14 protein-coding genes are annotated in these 22707 nt (G+C 26.7%); 13 read left to right on the top strand and 1 reads right to left on the bottom strand.

What is annotated here, in order from left to right; genetic code table 4:
• Positions 1-30 precede the first annotated feature (30 nt).
• Together lon and MPUT_RS01560 are read left to right on the top strand one after the other, a co-directional pair.
• Positions 31-2376, top strand: coding sequence for an endopeptidase La (gene lon / locus MPUT_RS01555; RefSeq protein WP_014035051.1), 2346 nt, complete (start codon positions 31-33; stop codon positions 2374-2376).
• 192 nt (positions 2377-2568) lie between these two features.
• Positions 2569-3810, top strand: coding sequence for a replication-associated recombination protein A (locus tag MPUT_RS01560; protein ID WP_014035052.1), 1242 nt, complete (start codon positions 2569-2571; stop codon positions 3808-3810).
• Between the two features lie 34 nt (positions 3811-3844).
• Here MPUT_RS01560 and MPUT_RS01565 read toward each other — a convergent pair whose 3' ends face one another.
• Complete coding sequence (locus tag MPUT_RS01565; RefSeq protein WP_014035053.1) at positions 3845-6334, bottom strand: MOLPALP family lipoprotein; 2490 nt, start codon at positions 6332-6334, stop codon at positions 3845-3847.
• Between the two features lie 160 nt (positions 6335-6494).
• Here MPUT_RS01565 and MPUT_RS01570 point away from each other — a divergent pair, with 160 nt between their 5' ends.
• The 11 genes from MPUT_RS01570 to MPUT_RS01620 all read left to right on the top strand — a co-directional run bounded on the left by MPUT_RS01570 (position 6495) and on the right by MPUT_RS01620 (position 22706).
• Positions 6495-11804: an FtsX-like permease family protein gene (locus MPUT_RS01570; RefSeq protein ID WP_014035054.1), complete on the top strand. Its 5310-nt coding sequence runs from the start codon at positions 6495-6497 to the stop codon at positions 11802-11804.
• A 68-nt stretch (positions 11805-11872) separates the two neighbouring features.
• A complete protein-coding gene (locus MPUT_RS01575) occupies positions 11873-12424 on the top strand; it encodes a DJ-1 family glyoxalase III (RefSeq protein ID WP_014035055.1) in 552 nt (183 codons plus the stop codon).
• Positions 12425-12454: 30 nt separating this feature from the next.
• Positions 12455-14287, top strand: coding sequence for a cysteine peptidase family C39 domain-containing protein (locus MPUT_RS01580; RefSeq protein ID WP_014035056.1), 1833 nt, complete (start codon positions 12455-12457; stop codon positions 14285-14287).
• Positions 14288-14314: 27 nt separating this feature from the next.
• Entirely contained in the window at positions 14315-14824 is a 510-nt protein-coding gene (gene ybeY, locus MPUT_RS01585; protein ID WP_014035057.1) for an rRNA maturation RNase YbeY, read from the top strand.
• A complete protein-coding gene (gene era / locus MPUT_RS01590; RefSeq protein ID WP_014035058.1) occupies positions 14814-15722 on the top strand; it encodes a GTPase Era in 909 nt (302 codons plus the stop codon). The genes ybeY and era overlap by 11 nt, the downstream gene beginning before the upstream one ends.
• Complete coding sequence (gene recO / locus MPUT_RS01595; protein ID WP_014035059.1) at positions 15722-16507, top strand: DNA repair protein RecO; 786 nt, start codon at positions 15722-15724, stop codon at positions 16505-16507. Before era ends, recO begins: the two co-directional genes overlap by 1 nt.
• 96 nt (positions 16508-16603) lie before the next feature.
• Complete coding sequence (locus MPUT_RS01600) at positions 16604-17977, top strand: glycine--tRNA ligase (protein WP_014035060.1); 1374 nt, start codon at positions 16604-16606, stop codon at positions 17975-17977.
• A 9-nt stretch (positions 17978-17986) separates the two neighbouring features.
• Positions 17987-19795 carry a DNA primase gene (dnaG, locus tag MPUT_RS01605; protein WP_014035061.1) on the top strand — a complete coding sequence of 603 codons (1809 nt, stop codon included), beginning with the start codon at positions 17987-17989 and terminating at the stop codon, positions 19793-19795.
• Positions 19796-19806: 11 nt separating this feature from the next.
• Positions 19807-21249: a sigma-70 family RNA polymerase sigma factor gene (locus MPUT_RS01610; RefSeq protein WP_014035062.1), complete on the top strand. Its 1443-nt coding sequence runs from the start codon at positions 19807-19809 to the stop codon at positions 21247-21249.
• 1 nt (position 21250) lies between these two features.
• Positions 21251-21928 carry a tRNA (adenine(22)-N(1))-methyltransferase gene (locus MPUT_RS01615; protein ID WP_014035063.1) on the top strand — a complete coding sequence of 226 codons (678 nt, stop codon included), beginning with the start codon at positions 21251-21253 and terminating at the stop codon, positions 21926-21928.
• On the top strand, positions 21915-22706 hold the full coding sequence (locus tag MPUT_RS01620) for a Nif3-like dinuclear metal center hexameric protein (protein ID WP_014035064.1): 792 nt from the start codon (positions 21915-21917) through the stop codon (positions 22704-22706). Before MPUT_RS01615 ends, MPUT_RS01620 begins: the two co-directional genes overlap by 14 nt.
• The last annotated feature ends 1 nt before the right edge of the window (position 22707 follow it).

Here is a 22707-nt window from a genome sequence, read left to right on the forward strand (position 1 = left end):
GAATAATTAAAGGATTAAAGGAGTGAGATTATGAAAATCAAAAAACTGCCTGTTGCTGTAACTAGAGGAATAATTTTATTTCCAATACATCTTAAAGTAGTAGAATTTGGAAGAGAAAAAAGCAAATTAAGTATTCAAAAATCAGAATCAGATTTTGAAAACCAAATTATTGTTGTTTCTCAAAAAGTGCCACTTGATGAAAATCCAGCTAACGATGCTTTATACAAAATAGGTTCACTTGCTAAAGCAACTATTAAAAAAGCTTGAAAAGACGGAACTTTATCAACTGAATTAGAGTTTATTTCTAAGGTTAAAATTACTAAATTTTTTGATGAAGATGGCATTTTATATGCTGAAGCTACAGTTTTAGAAGATACACTTCCAACTTCAGATCAAAACCAAGCTCTTAAAGAAAAAGTTTTAAAAATTTATAAAAATAAAATTTTAGATAGTAGAGATTTAAAACAAGCTTTTGAAAACAATGATTTTGAGAAAATGAATGAACTAATTTATCAACTAGTTGATAAAGCAATTTATATTCCATTAGTTGACAAAATTAAAATGTTGTCAGCAACATCTTTAGAAGAAAAACTTGATGTATTAGAAAACATCTTAAAACAAAGAACTTCACCAGTTCAACCAACTAAACCTAATACTGCTAATAGTGAAGCTTTGAGTGTTGAATCTGAAATTAATAAAAAACTAAAAGATAAGATGGACAAGCAGCAAAAAGAATATTATTTAAGAGAAAAAATGAGAATCATCAAAGAAGAACTAGATGATGAAGACTCAGAAAAAAATCAATTAGAAAAATATAAAAAACGTTTAGAAAAAGAACCATTCCCAGAAAATGTTAAAGAAAAAATTCTTTCATCTATTAGAAGAGTTGAAGCAATGCAACCAGGAAGTTCTGAAGCAAATGTAGAACGTAATTATATTGATTGAATGATGTCAATTCCTTGATGAGAACAATCTGAAGACATTGCTGATTTAAAATATGCTCAAGAAATTTTAGACAAACACCATTTTGGACTTAAAAAAGTTAAAGAAAGAATTATTGAATATTTAGCTGTTAAACAGAAAACAAAATCACTAAAAGGTCCGATTATTACTTTGGTAGGCCCTCCAGGAGTTGGAAAAACTAGTCTAGCTAGATCAATTGCTGAAGCTCTAGGTAAAAAATTTGTTAAAGTTTCACTAGGTGGAGTTAAAGACGAATCAGAAATCCGTGGTCATAGAAAAACTTATGTAGGTTCAATGCCTGGACGTATTATTCAAACTATTAAGCGTGCTAAAGTCAAAAATCCACTGTTTTTATTAGATGAAATTGATAAAATGTCAAATGATCACCGCGGAGATCCTGCTTCAGCAATGCTTGAAGTTTTAGACCCAGAGCAAAACAAAGAATTTTCAGATCACTACATTGAAGAACCATATGATTTAAGTAGTGTGATGTTTATTGCGACTGCTAATTATCCGGAAAACATTCCCGAAGCTTTATACGATAGAATGGAAATTATTAATCTATCAAGTTATACTGAATTAGAAAAAATGCATATTGCCAAAGACTATCTAACTAAAAAAATTTTAGATGAAGATCAACTAACTGAAAAAGAACTAAAATTCACTGATGAAGCATATGATGAAATAATCAAATACTACACAAGAGAAGCTGGTGTTAGACAATTAGAAAGATCACTTGCAACTATTGCTAGAAAATTTATTGTTAAATTATTAAATAAAGAAGTCAAAAATCTAGTTGTTGATCGAAAAATTGTCAATGAATATCTAGGAAAACACATTTTTGAACACACTTCAAAACAAGATGATTCACAAGTTGGAGTAGTTACAGGACTAGCTTACACACAATTTGGTGGAGATATTCTACCAATCGAAGTAAGTATTTATCCAGGAAAATCTAATTTAACTTTAACTGGTAAACTTGGTGATGTGATGAAAGAATCAGCAGTAATTGCCTTGACTTATGTTAAGTCAAATTATCAAAAATTCGGTGTTGATAAAGATGCTTTTAAAGATATTGATGTGCATATTCACGTACCTGAAGGAGCTGTTCCTAAAGATGGACCAAGTGCTGGAATCACTTTAACCACCGCTTTAATTTCAGCATTTTCTAAACAACCGGTTTCAAAAGAAATTGGTATGACTGGTGAAATTACTTTAAGAGGTAATGTATTACCAATTGGCGGGTTGAGAGAAAAATCGATTTCAGCAGCAAGAAGTGGGTTGAAACACATTATTATTCCTGAAAAAAACCTAAGAGATCTTGATGATGTTCCAAAAGAAGTTAAAGATGTATTAAAAATAACTGCTGCATCTAAGTATGAAGATGTTTATAAAGTTATTTTTGAAAAATAATTATCAAGTCAGTTTAGCTGACTTTTTTTATTTTATTTAAGGCTATAAATTTGATTTTATCAATAAAGATTTTTGTTAAAAAGTTAAGTTTCAATTTTTACTTGAGATTTTTTGAGAGCTAAGTCTAAGCTAAGTTTGAAAGTATTATCAGGATTATAATAGAATTAAAATAGCAATTATTAGGAGTGTTTTATGAATCAACCACTTTCTTTATTATTAAGACCAACAAGTGTTAAGCAAATTATAGGTCAAGATCATTTATTAAAAGAAAAAGGCTTAATTAACAGAATGATTAGTAATAATTATTGTACTTCTTTAATTTTTTTTGGTCCAACTGGAACAGGCAAAACAACTTTTGCAATTAGTTTAGCTAATGACTTAAAGATTGAATATGATATGTTTAACGCTAGTTATGATAAAAAAGAAAAACTAGTTTCAATCATTAATAAAGCTTTAGATAAAAACAGATTCATTTTGATCATTGATGAGATTCATCGTTTAAATAAAGATAAACAAGATATCTTATTAGAAAATATGGAAAAAGGTAACATCTTTGTTTTTGCAACTACTACTGAAAACCCATTTTTTGTAATAAATCCAGCTTTAAGAAGCCGAAGTTTATTAATTGAATTAAAAGCTGTTTCTAAACAAGAATTGTTTGATTATGCTAAAAAATTAATTAATCAGAATCAGATCAAAATTAATCTTTCTGATCAAGCACTAGCATATCTAAGTGAAATTTGTAATGGCGATGTCAGAAGCTTTTTAAATTCAATCGAATTAATTGAAAAGCTTTATCGCGATGAATTTATTGATTTAAAACAAATTAAAATGATCCTAACAATTTCAAAAAATTCTGATTCATCATATGGAGATGATTTTCATGATTTAAAATCAGCACTACAAAAATCTATTAGAGGAAGTGATGTTGATGCTGCTTTATATTATTTTGCTAGACTAATTGAATTAGGTGACCATGAAGCATTAATGAGAAGAATGGTTGTGATTGCTTATGAAGATATTGGTATGGCTAATCCTAGCATTGCTAGTCGAGTTTTTCAAGCAACTAATGCTTTTCGTCAAATTGGCATGCCTGAAGGCATCATTGTTTTAGGTTTAGCTATTGTTGAAATGGTACTGAGTCAAAAATCTAATTCAGCGTATCTAGCTACAAAAAAAGCTCATCAATTCGTACTTGATGCTAATATATATCAAATACCTAAACATTTAAAAGATAATCATTATAAATCAGCTGTTAAATTAGGTAATGGTGTTGGTTATAAATATCCTCATGATTATAAAAATAGTTGAGTTGATCAACAATATCTACCAGATAAAATTAAAGATGTTGAGTTTTACAGCCCAAAACACTCAGTTTATGAAGCAAAAGTTTTTGAGCTTTATAATAAGATGAAAAATAGAAAAACCTCTTAAATTTTTTAAGAGGTATTTTGTTAATAGCTTATAATTATTTATCACTAATCTTTTTAATTTCTTTAAATCGTCAAGTTCCATTAATATTTTTACTTCTTGATATTGTAACTTGATATTTGTTTTGTTTTCTAGATAAGTTATAAATGATTTCAAAATCTTTATTAATTTCTGATAATTGTCCGATATATCTATCAAACTCAACTTTTCAGTTTTTTTGATCTAAATAATCATCTAAAAAATCTTTAGCATACTCAGCAATTGAAACACTTTGAAATCAATTTACTAAGTTTATATAAGCTTGAACTAGTGCTTTTGTGGCGTTTTTTGATGCTATTGGATTTATATCTTTAGTATTTTGACCAAATAATCAAGAAAACGCTTCTAAAATTGAACCTTCAACAAATTTAGATCCATCAGAATTTGGATCAAATCCTAATAAAATTGAAGCAGCTACTGTATATTGTTTATTTTTTATAGCAGCTTCTATGCTGTTCTTAGCACTTTTATAATTGGAATTATCTTTAATTTCTAATTTAATTTCTTTTGAATTTGCTTCAGTTAAACTTAATAGAGTTAAAATGGTTGCAAGATTATTTTTTGTTTCTAATTCTTTTTCTTTACTATCTGCTGTTTTAGTAGTTTTAAATTTTAAAGATATCTTATCGTCAAATATCCTATTAATTAGTGCATTAATGTTTAATAGATTAATAATATATAAATCATCTTGTTTATCTACTTGAAATTCCTTACCTAGATCAACAATAATTTCATATATTGATTTTGATCTTAATCCATAAAGAAATTGTAATGTGTCAAAACCTTTATTATTACTGATTTTATTAGCAATAAAAGTAAGCAACTTATCTAATGGTTGGTTTAAAAAACTTCTTAGATTTTTAATATTTGAATGTATGTTAACTGGAATGATATCTTCAGAACTTTGACTAGTATCATTTACTAATTGATATATAGCTGGGAAAAAATCCTCACCATTATATATTGCCTTGTAAGGGTTTTGTTCAAATTCGTTCCAACCCTTGCTAGTTAAAAAAACTGCTATACTACGTCCAACAGAACCAAAAAAAGTTGAAATATGTCTAATAAAGTCTGTAAGTTTACTTTCATTTAATTTTTTACTAAATTTTTTACCAGTAGCTTGGTCTGTTAAATCTTCTTGCAAAGCAGAAACTAGATCAGTTAAAGTATTTTTAAAGAACACTTTTAAAAAATCATCAAACCCTGAAGGAAGATTTGGTATGAACTGTTTTAAGATTTTACCAACTAAATCTCCAGTTTCTAATCCTTGATAAAATTCTTTCATCACAGGTGATTTTTTAATATCATTTGCTTCTGGAGAACCAAAAATTAAAAGAACAACTTTTTGGAAATTATATCCATGTTCATCATTTTTTGAGTTTAGTCTATCTATTAAAAACTTTAAAAATGATTTTATATTTAATGAATTAATAGTTTGTTTTAAGGTATTAAGATCTTTTTGCTTATATACATTTGATAATTTTTGATCTAATACTAATTTTAAAAATTCACTATTATCTTTATCTTTTTTAAAAATACGTCTAGCTGATTTTTGTTTTAAAGGAAAATCTTTTTCACTATCTTCATTAACTTCAATTGCTTTTTGATAAACAGCAATTGCTTTTAGTAAATCAGCTCCAGCTTGAGCAATTATTTCTCAGTCTTTATCTTTACTTTTATCTAAATAAGTTTTGACACTTTCTCAGAATTTTTTTGAAGCTTTTTCTAAAATTTCTGAAACCTTTGACTCAAGTTTAATATCTTTAAACCACTCAGGTTCTGAGGTTATTTTATCTAATAAACTCAAAATTTTACTATATTTTTTATTATCATTATTTTTATCTGTAAAAGCATTTAGTGTTTTTATTAAATCAGAAAAGTCTAAATCATTATTAAAAACAGTTGCCGCTAACTGACCAGGTTTGCTAATAAAATCACTAATTAATCTACCTTGTTGTTGACTATTAAAATCATCACCTAATAATAAACTAACTACACCTGAAACAATAGATAGTATAGATATTAAACTATTTGAAGTAGTTCTAGTTTGCTCATTTCAATTGACATTTAAATCTTTAACGGGATTTCTTTCAGGATGGAGTGTGTTTCTTAAAACACTAGTTCAATTTTTAAATGATAAATCTCCAAACATACTTTTAAACTGCAGTTCATAAGTTAAATCTAAAGGGTCTTTTTCTTGTTCATCTTTACTTTTAACATATTTTTTCATTAATTGTAAAGCATCTTTTTGATATAGATCTTTTAATTTTGTTTGAGCAAAAGTTTGTAAAGAATAATCAGTACTAATACTTCCATTTTCTTGATCACTTAAAAGAATTGACTGTGCCGCAATCGAAGATACGTTCATATAGATCTTAATTTGATCGAGTACATCATGAGTAATTTTTTTAGTGTATGTACAAGAAATAGTACCTAATGAACTTGAAACAAGACTAGCTGCAGCTAGTACAGATAGCATTTTTTTCATTTGTACTACTCTCCTTAATTGGTAAGTTTTATAAATTTCTTATTTATTATATCACTTAGCAAGAGAGCATAACAATTCAAATATTAGTGTCTTTTTTACTGGTTTAAGTGTTATGATAGTAAAGAACAGTACTTTAGTTAAGTAAAAGGAATGATAAAAGATGAAGAAAAAAACATCTACTTTCTTATTACTTTTAAAACAAGGAGTAAAAGGGGTCTTTAAGTTTAGAATCCAGTTTACAATTATTTTGCTATTGTCTTTTTTAGCGTCATTTATATTGTCAACTTCGCTTACTTTAAGCACTCGTATTAATCAGACTTTTAATCAAGTAGTTAATAATATTAAAAAATTTGACTATACTAACTCAACACAAATTAATCTAGGTGTATCAAATGCTGCTTCTGAAACTGATAGATCTGTTTTTCCCTTACTTGATTTAGTCTCTGATAATTCTTATTACAATAAAAAAGCTAATGATACTGATAGCTCATGACTAAATTTTGTTTTAAATCAAAAAGCACTACAAGATTCTCAAAATAATAAAACTTTATTAACTGAATTTGCTAATGATCAGACTTTTATTAGTTTTTTTAGTGAGTTAAATTCTAATAATCAGGATGTTAATCAGCAGCAACTCTTTAATTGAAAAGTGGCTTTATATTTTACAAAATTTACTTTTAATAAATTAAATAACTTAATAACTGATGCAAAAGAAACTGTTTTTTTAAATGATGCAGTGATTGGAAAATATCTTGTCAATCAAGTAAAAGATCAGCAATTTAAAGATAATTTTAAATCTGATGTCGTAAAGATCAACCAAATCAATAATTATGTTTATCAAAAAGATCATAGTTCAATTGAAATTTTTAAATCTTTGAATCGTGCAAATAAAGAATTATTTTCATATGTTTTTGTTTCTGGATATTCTTTAATTGAATATATTATTAATAAAATCTATAAAGAACTTTATCTACCAATTATTACAAAAGAAAAAGATCTTAAACATCAGGGCAATGATTTTTATGTCTTTTTAACTGGTATTAAACCTACAAGTAATTTTAATATTGATAAAATTGCTGAAAAATGAGAGCTAAAAGCTCAAAATAACTCTTATTTAAATAATTTTGAGATTAATAAAACTGAAATTAAAGATCAATCTAGAATTATTAAATTAGATCCTAGTCAAGAAAACAGCGCTGAAAAAATTAACGAGCAAATTAAAGCTAATGGTATGAAAGGTATGATTGATTTACCTATAGTTAGTTTAGATAAAAATAATAAAGTTAGTGAAGTCAAAATGCTAATTAATGATTATTCATTATTTAAACTAGTTGCTAGTGATGGATCAACTTATTCACTTACTAACTTAATTTCGTTATTACATAAATCAACTCCTATTTTCGAACCATTATTACTAACTAAACCAAAAGTGCTTCTAACCGAAAATGATGCTAATTTTATCTATGATTCTTGACTAGCACACTTAAAGTATATAGCTCTAGCTAGTGGGTATGATATTTCTTTTAGAAGAGAAGTTTTTAACTATGATTATATTACTCAAACTCGATTTAGAATGATATTTTTAGAAGATAATAACACTACTAATCTAACAATTTTAAATGCTAATGCTGGTGGTAGAATGCCGGGATTTGGTGAAATTCTAATTTCAGAACAATATGCCTTAGCTAACAATATTAATATTGGTGATCAGATAAAAATCGATTCAACTTTTGTAATTGTTACAGGTTATGCAACTGATACTTATTCATTTTTCCCAACAACAGATCCTGACTTTCCTATTCCGCAAGCTAATCTTGGTGCAATCATCTATGCTTCAGGTCAAACAATTTTTAATATTTTAAGTGGAACTTCACAAACCAAATCTAATGATAGTTCTAAAGGTTATACAATGTTTTTTTTAAGAAAAAACGCTAATTACGATAAGAACAAATCAATTAAAATGTTTAACGCTTATCAAATGAATGATCTATCTAAGATTTATCAATCAGTTTCAATTCAAAAAAATAATTTTTCAACTGATCTTTCAACTTGAGTTAAATTAACAGATTTTAATAAGTCAATTCTAAGATTTAATTGAACAATTGAACCTCGAGCAATTCGAATTTATCAAACAATTACGTTACTTTCAGCTGCATTAGTTGCTTTGATTGCAATTGTTGCACTAGTAATTTGTATTAAAAAAACTATTAATTTCAACGCCAAACAAATTGGAATTTTAAAAGCACTAGGAGCTGAACCATTAACAATTTCAGTTACTTATTTGGCTTACACACTAATTATTATTACTACGGTTGTGCCTTTAGGTTGAATGCTAGGATTAGCAACTCAATCTGGATTTATTCATCTGTTTATTAACTATTTTAGTCTTCCGTTATATCGTTTTACTATCGAACCAATTTCATTAGTTGTTTCATTAACTATTTTTGGTTTAATTGGAGCACTAGTTTCGATTCTAACTGCTTATTTAATTACTAGGCAAAGTGTGCTTGATATTTTAAAAGTAACTCAAAATTGGTCACATTCTAAATTTATTAATCATCTTAAAAATACTGTTTTTAAAAATGCTAAGTTTTCAACTAAGTTTAGTTTAACTTTATCTTCATCAGGAAAGAAAAACATTATTTTATTAACAACAGTAGTTGGAGCAGCCACACTAATCATTTCGTCAGGTTTAGCACTACCTTCTATTGCTTTTACTGCTAAAAATGCCTATTATAGTAGTATTAAATATGCTAATGAATATAACTATATTGATGGAGTGTCTAATTCACCACTAACTAAAACAACGATTGCTTATTGAAAAGGTCAAGATATTTTAGATAAAGATATTAGATCAACCAAAATTAATAACGAAGAAATTTCATATTATTCAGATCCGGCATATTATGCAGCTAGTTCATATGATGTTACTCCGTTTTCAAAATATGTTTATACTAATAATAAAACTATTAACTGAACACAACTTGAACTTTTTAGAAATGATATTAATCGTTTTACTGACAACAATTTTAAACCTGTTGATAATAATCAAGTAGTTAATAGTCTAGACTTATTATTTACCGAGTTTTTTGGAAACAATTTATACAATGTAGTTGGTGGACAATTTTCAATTGGGACTGTTGATCAGTTATTAGGATTAATTCTTAACTCAGAATATAATTTAGTTACTAATAACACTAACCAACCTAGTTCAGTTGGTTGAACTGATCAAGCGAAACAAATTGCTTTTAAAAACGTTACTTCAAGTATTACTAAAACAGCTCCTCAAGTAATTTCTAGCTTAATTGGAAAAAACACTGGTCCATCTACTGGAGATTGACGAGATGAGATTTTAGATGCTATTAAATTAGGTCTGCCACCATATGTTAATAACTACATTCAAAAAAATGCTTCAAGAAAAGAACAATTTGCAATTGGATATAACATTGAAAAATATATTCCAAATCAAGAAACAATCACTACAGTAGCTAACTTAAAATCAACTATTAACAATCAAGTGTTTGATTTAAACTTAACAGGATTAGCAGATAGTCAGTCAGCATTTGAATTTAAAAATAAAAACGACAAAGATAAACTATTTATTGATCGTCAAACACTTTATGAAATTCAAAAAGCCTTTTTAGGAGTGCAAGACAAAGATGTGGTTGTGTCAAATAAGCAAGCTAATTTTGACTTTAAATATTATGATAAAAACACAAATACTATTAATATTCCAGTAATTGCCAACCGACAAGCTGAAGCATTTTACAAATTAAAAACTAATAAAACTAAAATCACAAATATCTCAACAGCAAATAGCCAGTTCTTTATTCATTCTAAAAATGATGGTTATTTAAAGATTCCTAAGTATGCTTGAATTTATGATGATGCTGAGTTTATTAATTCAGATTATTATAAAACATTTACAAACACCACTATTGCTAGTCACAGAACCGGAAAAAATGTTTGAACAAAACAAGCATCAAGATGACTAGATCCTTATGATTTAGATAATAATAAGTTTACTTTTAAGTCTCAATATAGTAACGCTAGTGATGATAATAATGACAATTTCGAATCAAAAGAACAAGTTTTAGAACCAAGAGCATATATGTTTGATGATTTTGTTTATAACGATCAGTTTGATAATCTTAAATCTACTTATATTAGACCTTATTATGAGTATAAAAACATCCAACTTTATTTACCTCAATCACTAATTGATCTTGATAATACTATTAATGCTAATAATTCAACAAATAAATCAAGTGAAGCTAAAAACTTGTGATACAAAAAAGATATTGATCCAAGCAAAGTTCCTGATAGTGTTAAAAAGGCTTGAAAACTTGAAAATGATAAATATCTAATGATTAGACCATACGATCTAAGATATACTGCAGATTTTGATAAAATTAAGAATCCTGGAGTAGTTAGTTATAGTACAAAACCTGTTTATTGAATGTTCCAATCAACTAAAACTGTTAACCAAGCTGGAGCACAAATTCCAGTTATACAAAAACCAGCTAAAGTTACTTATCAAAACCAAGATTTAAAAATTAATGCTGTTGCAGTATCAGTTCTAGATTCATATAATGGTAAGTTAGTTTTAGCCGATCAAGGATTAGCAAATCTAGTAATGAATTATTCACTTGGTAAAAAAATTGCAGTTAAAGATAATATTTTTAACAGAAAACAACGTATCTTAGCTGGAGTTAGCGATCAAAATAATATTAAATCTCAATTTGATAGATACAAGTTTTCAGCTATTTCTAAATATTCAACTTTTGATTCAGATTATTTTAAAGATGTTTCTTATCTAGATACTAATAAAATGTTTAAACAGTCACAAATGATGTGACATAACTCTAAGTTTTCAAATGTGGTTGAACCTTTAGAACTAACTAGTGGAATTAGTTTTGTACCAATGAACTCATACAACGGATTTTATTTAATTGGACCTGGATCATCAACTACTCAGTGAAATGATACGGTTAATTCAATGGTACAAACCCAAACATTACTTTCAACTTCAAAAGAGTTAATTGATCAAATCACATTTATAGCAATTTCTATAGGAATGTTAATTATTATTACTGTGATTGTCACTTCAGCATTACTAATTATGTTGATCGGAGATATTTATGTTTCACAATATCAACAGTTTATGGTGTTAATGAAAGCATTAGGTTATGAAAACTATAAAATCAATATTTATGCATTTGGAACTGTCACTGTCTTTAGTGCTATCATATGAGCAGCAGCAACCGTCTTTAGCTGATCGTTAATTGTAATTATTATTAATATTATTGGTCGGATGGGATTTGCAATTCCATATGGATTTGCAAGCTGAACACTATTTACTAGTCTAGCAATTATTGCTGTGTCATATTTTGGTTCATTACTAGTTTCAACCAACAAAATTAGAACAGCAAATCCAGCATCATTACTAACAGATGCTAATAGTAGTTAATAATTTAAAGTTAAGTTTTCAACTTAACTTTTTATTTATAATTAGATTAAATAGAAAAGAGTGTTGTTATGAAAAAAATTCTTATGTATTTAAATCCGGGTTTTGAAGAAACAGAAGCAGTTAGTGTTTGTGATGTTTTAAGACGCGCTAATATTTTAGTTGAAATTGTTTCAACAACCGATCAACTTGAAGTTGTTGGAGCTCACAAAATAACTCTTAAAGCTAATAAATTATGACAAGACATTAATTTAAATGACTATGATGGGATGTTTTTACCAGGTGGATCTGGAGTTGTTAGTTTGATTGGTAATCAGCAAATGATTAATGATATTTTAGAATTTAATAAACAAAATAAACTAATTGCTGCAATTTGTGCTGCTCCACAAATTATTGGTCAAACTAAGTTATTAGATGACAAGAATGTTACTTATTTTCCAGGATGTGATCAATTCTTAAAAAATGCTAATTATGTTAAAAAAGCATTTGTTACAGATAACAATTTTATTACAGGAGCAAGTATAGGATCGGCAATTTTATTTGCTTTGGAAATAGTTTCTTACTTATTAGGATCAAAAATTAGTGCTGAAATTGAAAAAAGTTTAGTTATTTTAGGTAGATAATTTAAAATCACCGCTAATGCTATATTAGGGGTGATTTTTATTAAACTTGTCAAACAAACACAATACAATGACTGTTCACTTGCGTGTTTAAGTATGATTATTAATTATTATTATGATCAAAACTATGATGTTGATCGCATGAAACTAGAAAATAATTATGACGATGAAATGTTGAGTTTTTTTGATATTAGTAATCTAAGTAGTCGGTACTTTTTAAAATCATCAGCTTTTCAAGTAGAACAAGATCTAGAGCAAATTAATCAAAAGATTTATTTAGCTCAAATTGTCAATGAGCAAGGTTTATTACACTTTGTTGTGGTACAAAAAGCTAAAGATCTGTTAATTGTTTATGATCCTAGTAAAACTAAAAAACAAAAACTAACTTATCAGCAATTTTACAAAAACTTTACTGGTTATGTGTTAACTTTTCAAGCTAATAAAAAGCAGTTTCAAGCTAACTTTAATCATATAAAATCAATTTTTACTAACTTTAATTGATACTATTTGCTTTATATTTTAATTAGCTTATTTTCTGTATTATTAGTGGTTTTAGAAATGAGATTTTTATATCTTTATTCGTTATCAATTGCAAATCCAACTAATTCAGTCTATCTTTATTTTTATTTTTTGTTTATCTTTTTAATTAATATCTTTTTAAATGAAGTTTTAAAAGTTATTTTAAATCATTTATATAAAACTAATAAACAGAAAAAAACCCAAATTTTTTATAGTTATCTAGTTGAAAATAACACCGTTTTAGATCTAGTTAATTGTTATTCAGAAATTAAATTTTTAGCAAGTTATCAAACGATTTACTTTTTAAATTTTTTAGCTAGTTTAATTAGTTCGACTGTCATTTTAGCAGTTATTTTTTATATCAATAAACTGATCTTTTTTGTAATGTTAATTTTTGATGTTATCTGATTAGCTATTAGTTTTATTTTTAAGTCAATTAGTAATAAAAGGTCTCTAGATCAGAATCAGGAAGCAAAACTAGTTTCTAGTTTATTTAACAAAGAATTGCTATATCAAAAAGCTATGATTGATCAATTAATAAATCAGTTAGATGACAATAAAACTGATTTATTAAATCTTTGTTTTTTACTAATTGAAAAACTAAGTTTATTAGTAGTTTATTTTGTTAGTTGAAAATTACTAAAGTTTAACTATCTTGAGTTTAGTTTATCAATTACTAGTTATTTATTTAAATCACTTCATACTGGTGATCTGAAAAAGATTGTTTCTTTTATGCAAAATTATGCCAAGTACCAACAATTAGTAGTAAAATTTCAAAATTATCATCAAGAAATTAAATACTACCAATTTGAAACTATTGATAGTTTTAGTTTAAAAGATCTTTTAAATAATCAACAACTAACTTTTGATCAAAAAATTAATTTTATTAGTAAAGATTATGATCTAAATTTATTAACTAAACAAACTAAGCAACTTGATCATATTTTAATTTATATAAATGAGATTAATATTAAAAATATTTCTAAATTAATGATTAAACAACATATTACAAATTTAGATCACTTAACTATAAGTTATGCCACAATTTTTCAAAACATTGTACTTGAAACTAATAAAACAAATATTTTTACTAACCAAGTAATCGCAAACTTGCTTAACAAATATCAAATTGATTTAACAATGATAGTTAGTCAAAATCTAGTTAGTAAAAAAGTTCAAGAAATTATTAAATTATTAAGAATTTTTTATTTAAATAGTAAATATATTTTATTAAAAGATGATTTTGAAATTATTAGTAAAAGTGATGTTTTAAAAGTTTTACAGTTATTTAACGATTATAATAGTAACTCATTGTTGATTACAACTTTTAACTATACTAAAGTATAATTAAATCAAATGATAGGATGTAACTTAATGCTAGAAATCAATTATTTTAATAATACTGAAATTGATATGACAAAATGACAAGAATTTGGAACTAACTTACTTAATAAAGCAGCTGCTTTTTTTAATTTTAATTATGATCTTAGTTTAGCAGTTATCTTTGTTGATGATTTACAAGCTCAAGAACTTAATAAAGAGTATCGTAATCAAACTTATATTGCTGATGTAATTAGTTTTTCAACTGATATGACAGATCAAGAAATCAAGGCTTTAGGCTTTAGAGAACTTGGAGATTTGTTTATTAACTTAAGCGAAGCAAAAAGAAAGTCTCTTAAATATGATCATAGTCTTGATCAGGAAATGGGTTTTTTATTTGTGCATGGTTTTTTGCATTTACTAGGTTATGATCACGAACTTGTTGAGCAAGAAACTGAGATGTTTAGCTTACAAGAGCAAATTTTACAACTTGCAAATATTAAATATCAAATTAAATTTACATTAGATGATTATCTAGAAGTGGAGAATGAAGATGAACACTAATTTTAAATCAGGATTTGTCGCAATTTTAGGTCGTCCTAATGTTGGAAAATCAACGTTATTAAACCAAATTATGGGGCATAAGATTTCAATTGTTACAAATAAAGCACAAACTACAAGAAATAATATTAGAGGTGTTTATACTAAACCAGGAGCTTATCAAATTGTTTTTGTTGATACTCCAGGAGTACATACTACTAAAAAACAACTAGATCGATTTTTAAACTCTAGTGCTTTAAAAACCACTAAAGATGTTGATCTGTTGTTGTTTTTAGCTCCTAGTAATGAAACTATTGGAAAAAATGATCTTTTCTTATTAAAACAAATCCAAAATCTAGAAATTCCTAAGATTTTAGTAATTACTAAAGCTGATTTAGTTAATAAGGAACAATTAATTGTTAAAGCAACAGAGTGAAATGCCTATCAAGAATTTTTTGACGAAATTGTTATTACTAGCAGTAGCCAGGATCTTAATCTAGATAAACTATTAGAATTAATTGTTAAATATCTACCACAAACTAATTATCAATTTTATGATCAAGAAACAATAACAGATCAACCAGAACGTTTTATGATTAGAGAAATTATTAGAGAAAATGTTTTATTAAAAACCGGTCAAGAAGTACCACACAGTGTTGCTATTTTAATTGATCAATTAGAAAAATATCAAACCAAAATTAATATTATCGCAAGTATTGTAGTTGAAAGAGCATCTCAAAAAGCAATTATGATTGGTAAACAAGGTTCTAAAATTGCTGATATTAGATATAAATCAAAAAAACAAATTCAACAAATGTATCACCAAAAAGTTAATTTAGAACTATTTGTTAAAGTTCAACCAAATTGAACTAACTCAGCTAGTTTAATTAAAAAAATGGGCTATGACAAGGATAAGTACTAATGAGTGAAAAACATCTTCAGGCGATTGTAATTGATAGTTTTGATTATCAAGAGTTTGATAAAATCATCACTGTTTATTCTGATTTGTATGGCAAAATTAGTTTTATTAGTTTAGGAGTTAATAAACCAACAAGTAAAAATAAGTATGCAATTAATTATTTATCACTTTCTGAATTTGAGATTTTTAAAGCAAAAAATAACTTTAGATTATCTAAATTAAAAAAAGCTGTTTTGATTAATTCTCATCTTAAAATTGCTGATGATCTGAACTTGTATTTGTGTGCTAATATTATTACTTCACTAGTTAATAGTTTAGAATCTAATACTAAAAACTTTAAGCTATTTCAACTTTTAAAATTTGCAATTGACTATCTTGAAACTAACTTTGATAAAGCATTTAAAGTTTGCGTCTTATTTATGTTTTATTTTTTAAAATTTCTTGGGTTTAATTTAAACTTATCAAAATGTGGGTTTTGTAATTTAAAAAGTGAGATTATTGCGATTAATTTTAATTATTATTGTAGTGTGTGCAAATTTTGTTATTTTAATGATTCAATTTTAATTAACAAAGATTTAATTAGTTTTTTTAAATTTATTGCTAATAGCACTTTTTATCAAGCTGTTAGAAAACAAATTAGTAATCATAATTTGATGATCCTTGCTAGGTTTTTATTAGATTTTTATCAAGATCAAGTAGGAATTTTTACTAACAGTATGTATCAGTTAACTAAGTATAAAGAATTTGATGAAATTGTTTTTCACAGTCAGTTTTTGTCAGCTAGCTAATATTCTCTCAACCTAAGAATAAATAAGAAAATGTTATAATTATAAAAGATTATTTTTCATAACAATAACTACTAAAAACACTAAGGAGAAATATTTATGAGTAAGACAATTGAAGAAATGATTAGTCATTTAAAGTCTCAAGGATTTGTATTTCAAGGTTCTGAAATTTATGGTGGACTTGCAAATAGTTGAGACTATGGTCCTTTAGGTGTGGAAGTTAAAAACAAGTTAAAACAATTATGATGAGATTTTTTTGTAAAGAAAAATCCTTTAAATGTTGGTTTAGATAGTTCAATTATTTTAAATCCCAAAGTCTGACAAACTTCAGGTCATATTGACGGGTTTAATGATCCGTTAATTGATTGTCGTACTTGTCGCAGTCGTTGAAGAGCAGATAAACTAATTGAGGAATTTGATCCAACAGTTAATGCTGCAGCGATGAATAATGCACAGTTAGAAATTTTTATTAATGAACATAAAATTGTTTGTCCAAAGTGTCAAGCATTAAGTTTTACATCAATCAGACAATTTAGGTTGATGTTTAAAACTAATCAAGGTGTGCTTGAAGATGAATCTTCAATAGTTTATCTAAGGCCAGAAACCGCACAAGGAATTTTTATTAACTTTAAAAATGTACAAAGAAGTTTGAGAAAAAAACTACCATTTGGGATTGGTCAAATTGGAAAATCATTTAGAAATGAAATTACTCCTGGAAACTTTATTTTTAGAACTAGAGAATTTGAACAAATGGAATTAGAATTTTTCTTTGATCCAGCAGATAATGTTGACTGGTTTTTATTTTGATTAGAAAAAATTGAATTATTTTTAACTACTAAAATTGGTTTAGAAAAACAAAACTATCGTATTAGAAATCATCAAAAAGATGAACTGGCTCATTATGCTAAACAAACAAGTGATCTTGAGTTCAACTTCCCGTTTGGATGAGCTGAGTTATGAGGTCTTGCTCACCGTAGTGATTTTGACTTAAATGCTCATCAAGTTGCAACTGATCAAGACTTAACAGTTTTAGATGCCAATACAAATAATAAAATTTTAGCGCATGTGATTGAACCAAGTGTTGGAGTAGAAAGATTAATGCTAGCAATTTTTTGACAAGCATTTACTCAAGAACAAATTGATCAAGATAATTTTAGAATTGTGATGAAACTTCCTTATGCACTAGTTCCATATCAAGTAGCAGTGATTCCGTTATCAAAACAGTTAAATAAAAATGCTGAAGAATTATTTTATGATTTATTACAAGATTTTGACACAACTTATGATGATACTGGAAATATTGGAAAACGTTATCGCCGTCAAGATGCAATTGGCACACCTTTTGTTGTCACTTTTGATTTTGAAAGTCTTGAAGATCAACAAGTCACAGTTAGAAACAGAGACACAATGCAACAATCAAGAATCGCTATTAAAGATTTAAAACAATTTTTAAAAGCCCAGTTTAACAACTAGTTAGTAAGAATGGAGCTGATCAAGTTGTTGTCAAGTCAAAAAATCGATGATATTTTATCAAAAGCTGATATTGTTTCTATTACTTCTGCTTATCTTAACTTAACTAAAAAAGGACGAAACTATCTTGCAGTTTGTCCCTTTCATAATGATTCCAACCCCTCATTTACTATTTCACCAGAAAAGAAAAGATACAAGTGTTTTAGTTGTGGAGTTTCAGGTAATGTTATTAATTTTGTCAAAGAATTTGAACAAATTGATTTTCTAAGCGCAGTTAAAAAAGTTTGTCAATTAGCTAATATTGAACTTGATGAACTCAAAGACTATTCAAAAAATAAAAAAGACCCAGAAATAGAAAGCATTTTAGAATTAAATAACAAAGCAAATGAAATCTTTAAAGTGACACTTTTTTCAAGTTTAGGCAAACAAGCATTAAACTATTTAAATCAAAGAAAGATCTCAGTTGAAGAAATTAAAAAGTTTGAAATTGGTTTTGCTAGTAAAAAAACGAATCTAGTTGAGAAGTTATTAGCTCAAAACTATTCAGCTTTGGCAATTGAAAAAGCAGGGCTAGGAGTTATTGAAAAAGATTACACTAAAGATTATTTTTCTGATCGTATTATTTTCCCAATCAAAGATGAAAATAATCAAATTATTGGATTTAGTGCTAGAAGTTATCAACAAGCTCAAGAACCCAAATATCTAAATAGTAGAGAAAATAAGCTTTTTAAAAAAGCACAATTAGCTTATAATATCAACCAGGCTTTAAAAGCTAGCAGAGCTAGTAGGCAAATCATTGTTTTAGAAGGATTTATGGATGTGATAAGTCTTTCAAAAATCAATATTAATAATGCAATTGCCATTATGGGAACTAGTTTAAGTCAGTATCATATTGATCTGTTTAAAAAACATAAACTAGATGTTTTATTATTTTTAGATGGTGATCAAGCTGGAGTTAATGCTAGTTTAAAAGCAAGTCAAGAGTTATTAAAAGCAAAAATCACTACTTATATTGTTAATAATCAAACAATTAAAGATCCTGATGAATTAATTAATCAAAACCAAGTCGATTATCTTAAAACAATTATTGTTAATCCCATACATCCAATTGATTATGCAATTGACAAATTATGACAAACTACTAATCAAAACGATCCTGTCAAAGTCGAAGAATTTATTAAAAAGATTTGTTGATTTTCACTTGCTACTGACAGTGTTGTTTTAAAAGAAATGACTATTAATAAACTAGCTTTAAAAACTAAGCTATCAACGCAAACTATCAATAAACTTTGACCAAGAACTTTTTTAGAAAACACCAAGCAAAATCAACAAAAATTTAAAAAAGATATTATAATTGATAAGAAACAAAAACAACATTATGATCAAACTGATCAGTATAAAGAGTTTTTAAAAGCTGAACAGAGAATTTTTGTTTCTTTATTACAGAGTGATCAATATCTTGACAAAATTAATTTTAAAGTCGATAAAATGATTCACTCTGATATTAAGTATGCAACAATTAGTTTAATCAAACTTTATAATTCCAACATGTACAAGGGACATGATGCTAGACAAGCTATCGAATTGCTTAAAGAGTACAATATTTTAAATTTTAATGAAAAACAAGAAGAAATTATTAATGATCCGATTCAAATGCAACTAGTAACAGCTCAAGAGCTAGATGATATTTTTGTTAAATTGGATAATTTTCATCTTTTAATGCAAATTAAAGAATTAAGACAAGAACTTAATAAAGCAAAAACAACTCAAGAAAAAGACAAAATTTATAAAGCTATTGTCAAACTTTCAAATAATAAATAAAAGGAGTTAAAATGCTAAAATTCAACAACAAGTCTGAATTAAAAAAAATTACTTCAATTCAAGACTTTATTAACTATACTTTAGACTTTGCAAAAAATAACAACCACACAATTTCATCTGAAGAAGTGCAACAAATCTTTGCAAATATTTTTCCTAACGCAAGTGATAATGAATCTGAAAAACTTTTAGAGTTATTCCAAAGCAAAGGAATTGTTTTTAACGATTTAATTGATGAAGAAAATTTAATTGATGAAGAAAACCTTCACATTGAAATTGATGATGTTGATTTAGATGTTAGTGAAACTGATGAACATGATGATGATTTAATTAATCAATTTAAAACAGCTAAATCAGCTGCTATGAAAAATAAAAAGTCAGCTAGAACTTCAACTCATATGAAATATCGAGTTGGTGGAATTAGTAATGAAACTAAGATTCAAGATATTATTAAAACTTATTTTTACAAAATTGGTCAAGCTCCAATTCTAACTAAAGATCAAGAAATCATGTATGCTAAAATGGCTAATTCATCAGATCCTGAAGAAGTTAAAGAAGGAAGAGATAAACTAATTGAATCTAACTTAAAATTAGTAATTTCAGTAGCAAGAAAACATTTAAATCGTGGTCTTGATTTTGCTGATCTAATTGAAGAAGGAAACATTGGTTTGATGAAAGCAGTTGATAAGTTTGAATATGAAAAAGGTTTTAAATTTTCAACTTATGCTACTTGATGAATTCGTCAAGCTATCACTAGAGCAATTGCTGATCAAGCAAGAACTATTCGTATTCCAGTTCATATGGTTGAAACTATCAACAAACTAGCAAGAGTAGAACGTCAACTAACTCAAGAACTAGGTCGTGAACCTAATTCTGAAGAGATTGCTAGAAAAATTGGTGAAGGTATGACTGCTGAAAAAGTGATTGAAATTAAAAAGATTTCTGTTGAACCAGTTAGTTTAGAAAAACCTTTTGGTGATGAAGATGACACTCATTTTGGAGATTTTGTCGAAGACAAAGACATGGTATCGCCAAATGAGTATACTGAAAAAGAAGTTTTAAAAGAAGTGTTAGAAAAAGTCTTTGAAGACATGCTACCAAGAGAAGAAAAAGTCATTAGAATGCGTTATGGACTAGCCCCAACCAAGCTAAGAACTTTATTAAGACTAGCAAAAGATTGTAATGATCCTGATTTTGAAGCTTTACAAGAAACTATTCAAAATTTAAACATTCATCTTGATAGTTCAACTCAAAAAATTAGATCATTTAATGATCCTGTAATTAATAATGCTTTAAGTAAATATGATTCACCAAAAACTTTAGAAGAAGTTGGAAAAGAATTAAATGTTACTAGAGAACGAATTAGACAAATTGAAGCTAAAACAATTAGAAAATTCAAACAACCTTCTCCAAGTAATAAATCAGGAAAAACTTTAAGAGAATTTTACAAAGGTTAAGATGCTTAAAAATCGCTTAAAAATCGTTAGTTCACTGATTAAAGATGCTAATGTGGTGGCTGATATTGGTACTGATCATGCCTATTTACCAATTTATTTGATAAAACATCATCAAGCTAAAATAGTTTATGCTTGTGATTTAAACCCTAACCCATTAAAAATAGCCAAAGCAAATATCTCAAAATTTGGTCTAAACAACCAAATTTTTCCCGTTTTAAGTAATGGTTTAGCATTTGTTAATAATCCTGAAATTACAAATATTGATTATGTGACAATTTGTGGATTAGGAGCACAAACGATTTTAGAAATTTTATTAAATGACCATCAAAAGATTGCAAAATATATCATTTGTTGTAATACTGAAATTTCTTTAATTAGAAAATGAACTGTTAAAAATAATTTTAGAATTACTAATGAATTATTAATTAATGAAGATGATCATTTCTATTGAATTGCAGTAATTGATAAGTCTCAAGCAAGTGATTTAACTAACCAACAGTTTATTGAATTTGGTAATCTCAAGTTTTTTCAAAACAACCAGTTATATTTTAGTTATTTAAATCTTAAACTTGCTCATTTAAAACAAATCTTAACTCAGATCAAACCAACTCATTTCAGATACCAACAAATCGCAACTGAAATTAAACAAATAAAGGAGTATCTCAATGCAATTAGTTAATATTATTAGTTATTTAGATAAAAAGTTTAGCCCTAAAAAAGCTGGTAGTTGGGATAACTCAGGTTTACAAGTTTTTAGTAAAAAAACTTTTCAACCTGATTTTGAAGTTAATAAAATCTTAGTTTGTTTAGATTTGACTAACTCTTGTTTAGATTATGCTATTCAGCACAAAGTTAATTTAATTATTTCTAGACATCCTTTTATTTTTAATGAACTAGCAAAAGAAAAAACTAATCCCATTAAAAAAGAAATGATTAAAAAACTTGTTAAACATCAAATTGTAGTTTTTGCAATTCACTCAAATTATGATGCAAGCATTTATCAAAGCTTAACTGATTTAATTAATCAAATCCAAGAAGTTAAAAAGTTTAAAAAGTTTGGTAATGATCATGAATCAAATAGCTTTCTTTTTAAAAATGAACTAAAAATAGTTGATCTAATCAATAAACTAGCAGAGATCTTTAATTGCGATTTAATTAGGTTTAATTGCAAACTTGATTTAGATCAAAAAACTAAACGTGTTTATCTAACAACAGGATCAGGAGCTTCAACAATGATTGATCAGTCATTAAAAGATTGTGTTTTTATTACTGGTGAAGTTAAGTGAAATGAATGAATTTATGCTAATGATAATCATGTTAGTTTAATTGAAATTGGTCATTACATGGAAAATTATTTTGTTGATGATCTTAAAAATAAGTTAGATAATAAGTTTAACCAACTTGAAGTATTGACTTATGATGTTAAAAACCAGTTTGTTACTTGAAAGAAGGTCTAGC

This window comes from Mycoplasma putrefaciens KS1, from assembly GCF_000224105.1.
Lineage (GTDB): Bacteria > Bacillota_I > Bacilli_A > Mycoplasmatales > Mycoplasmataceae > Mycoplasma > Mycoplasma putrefaciens.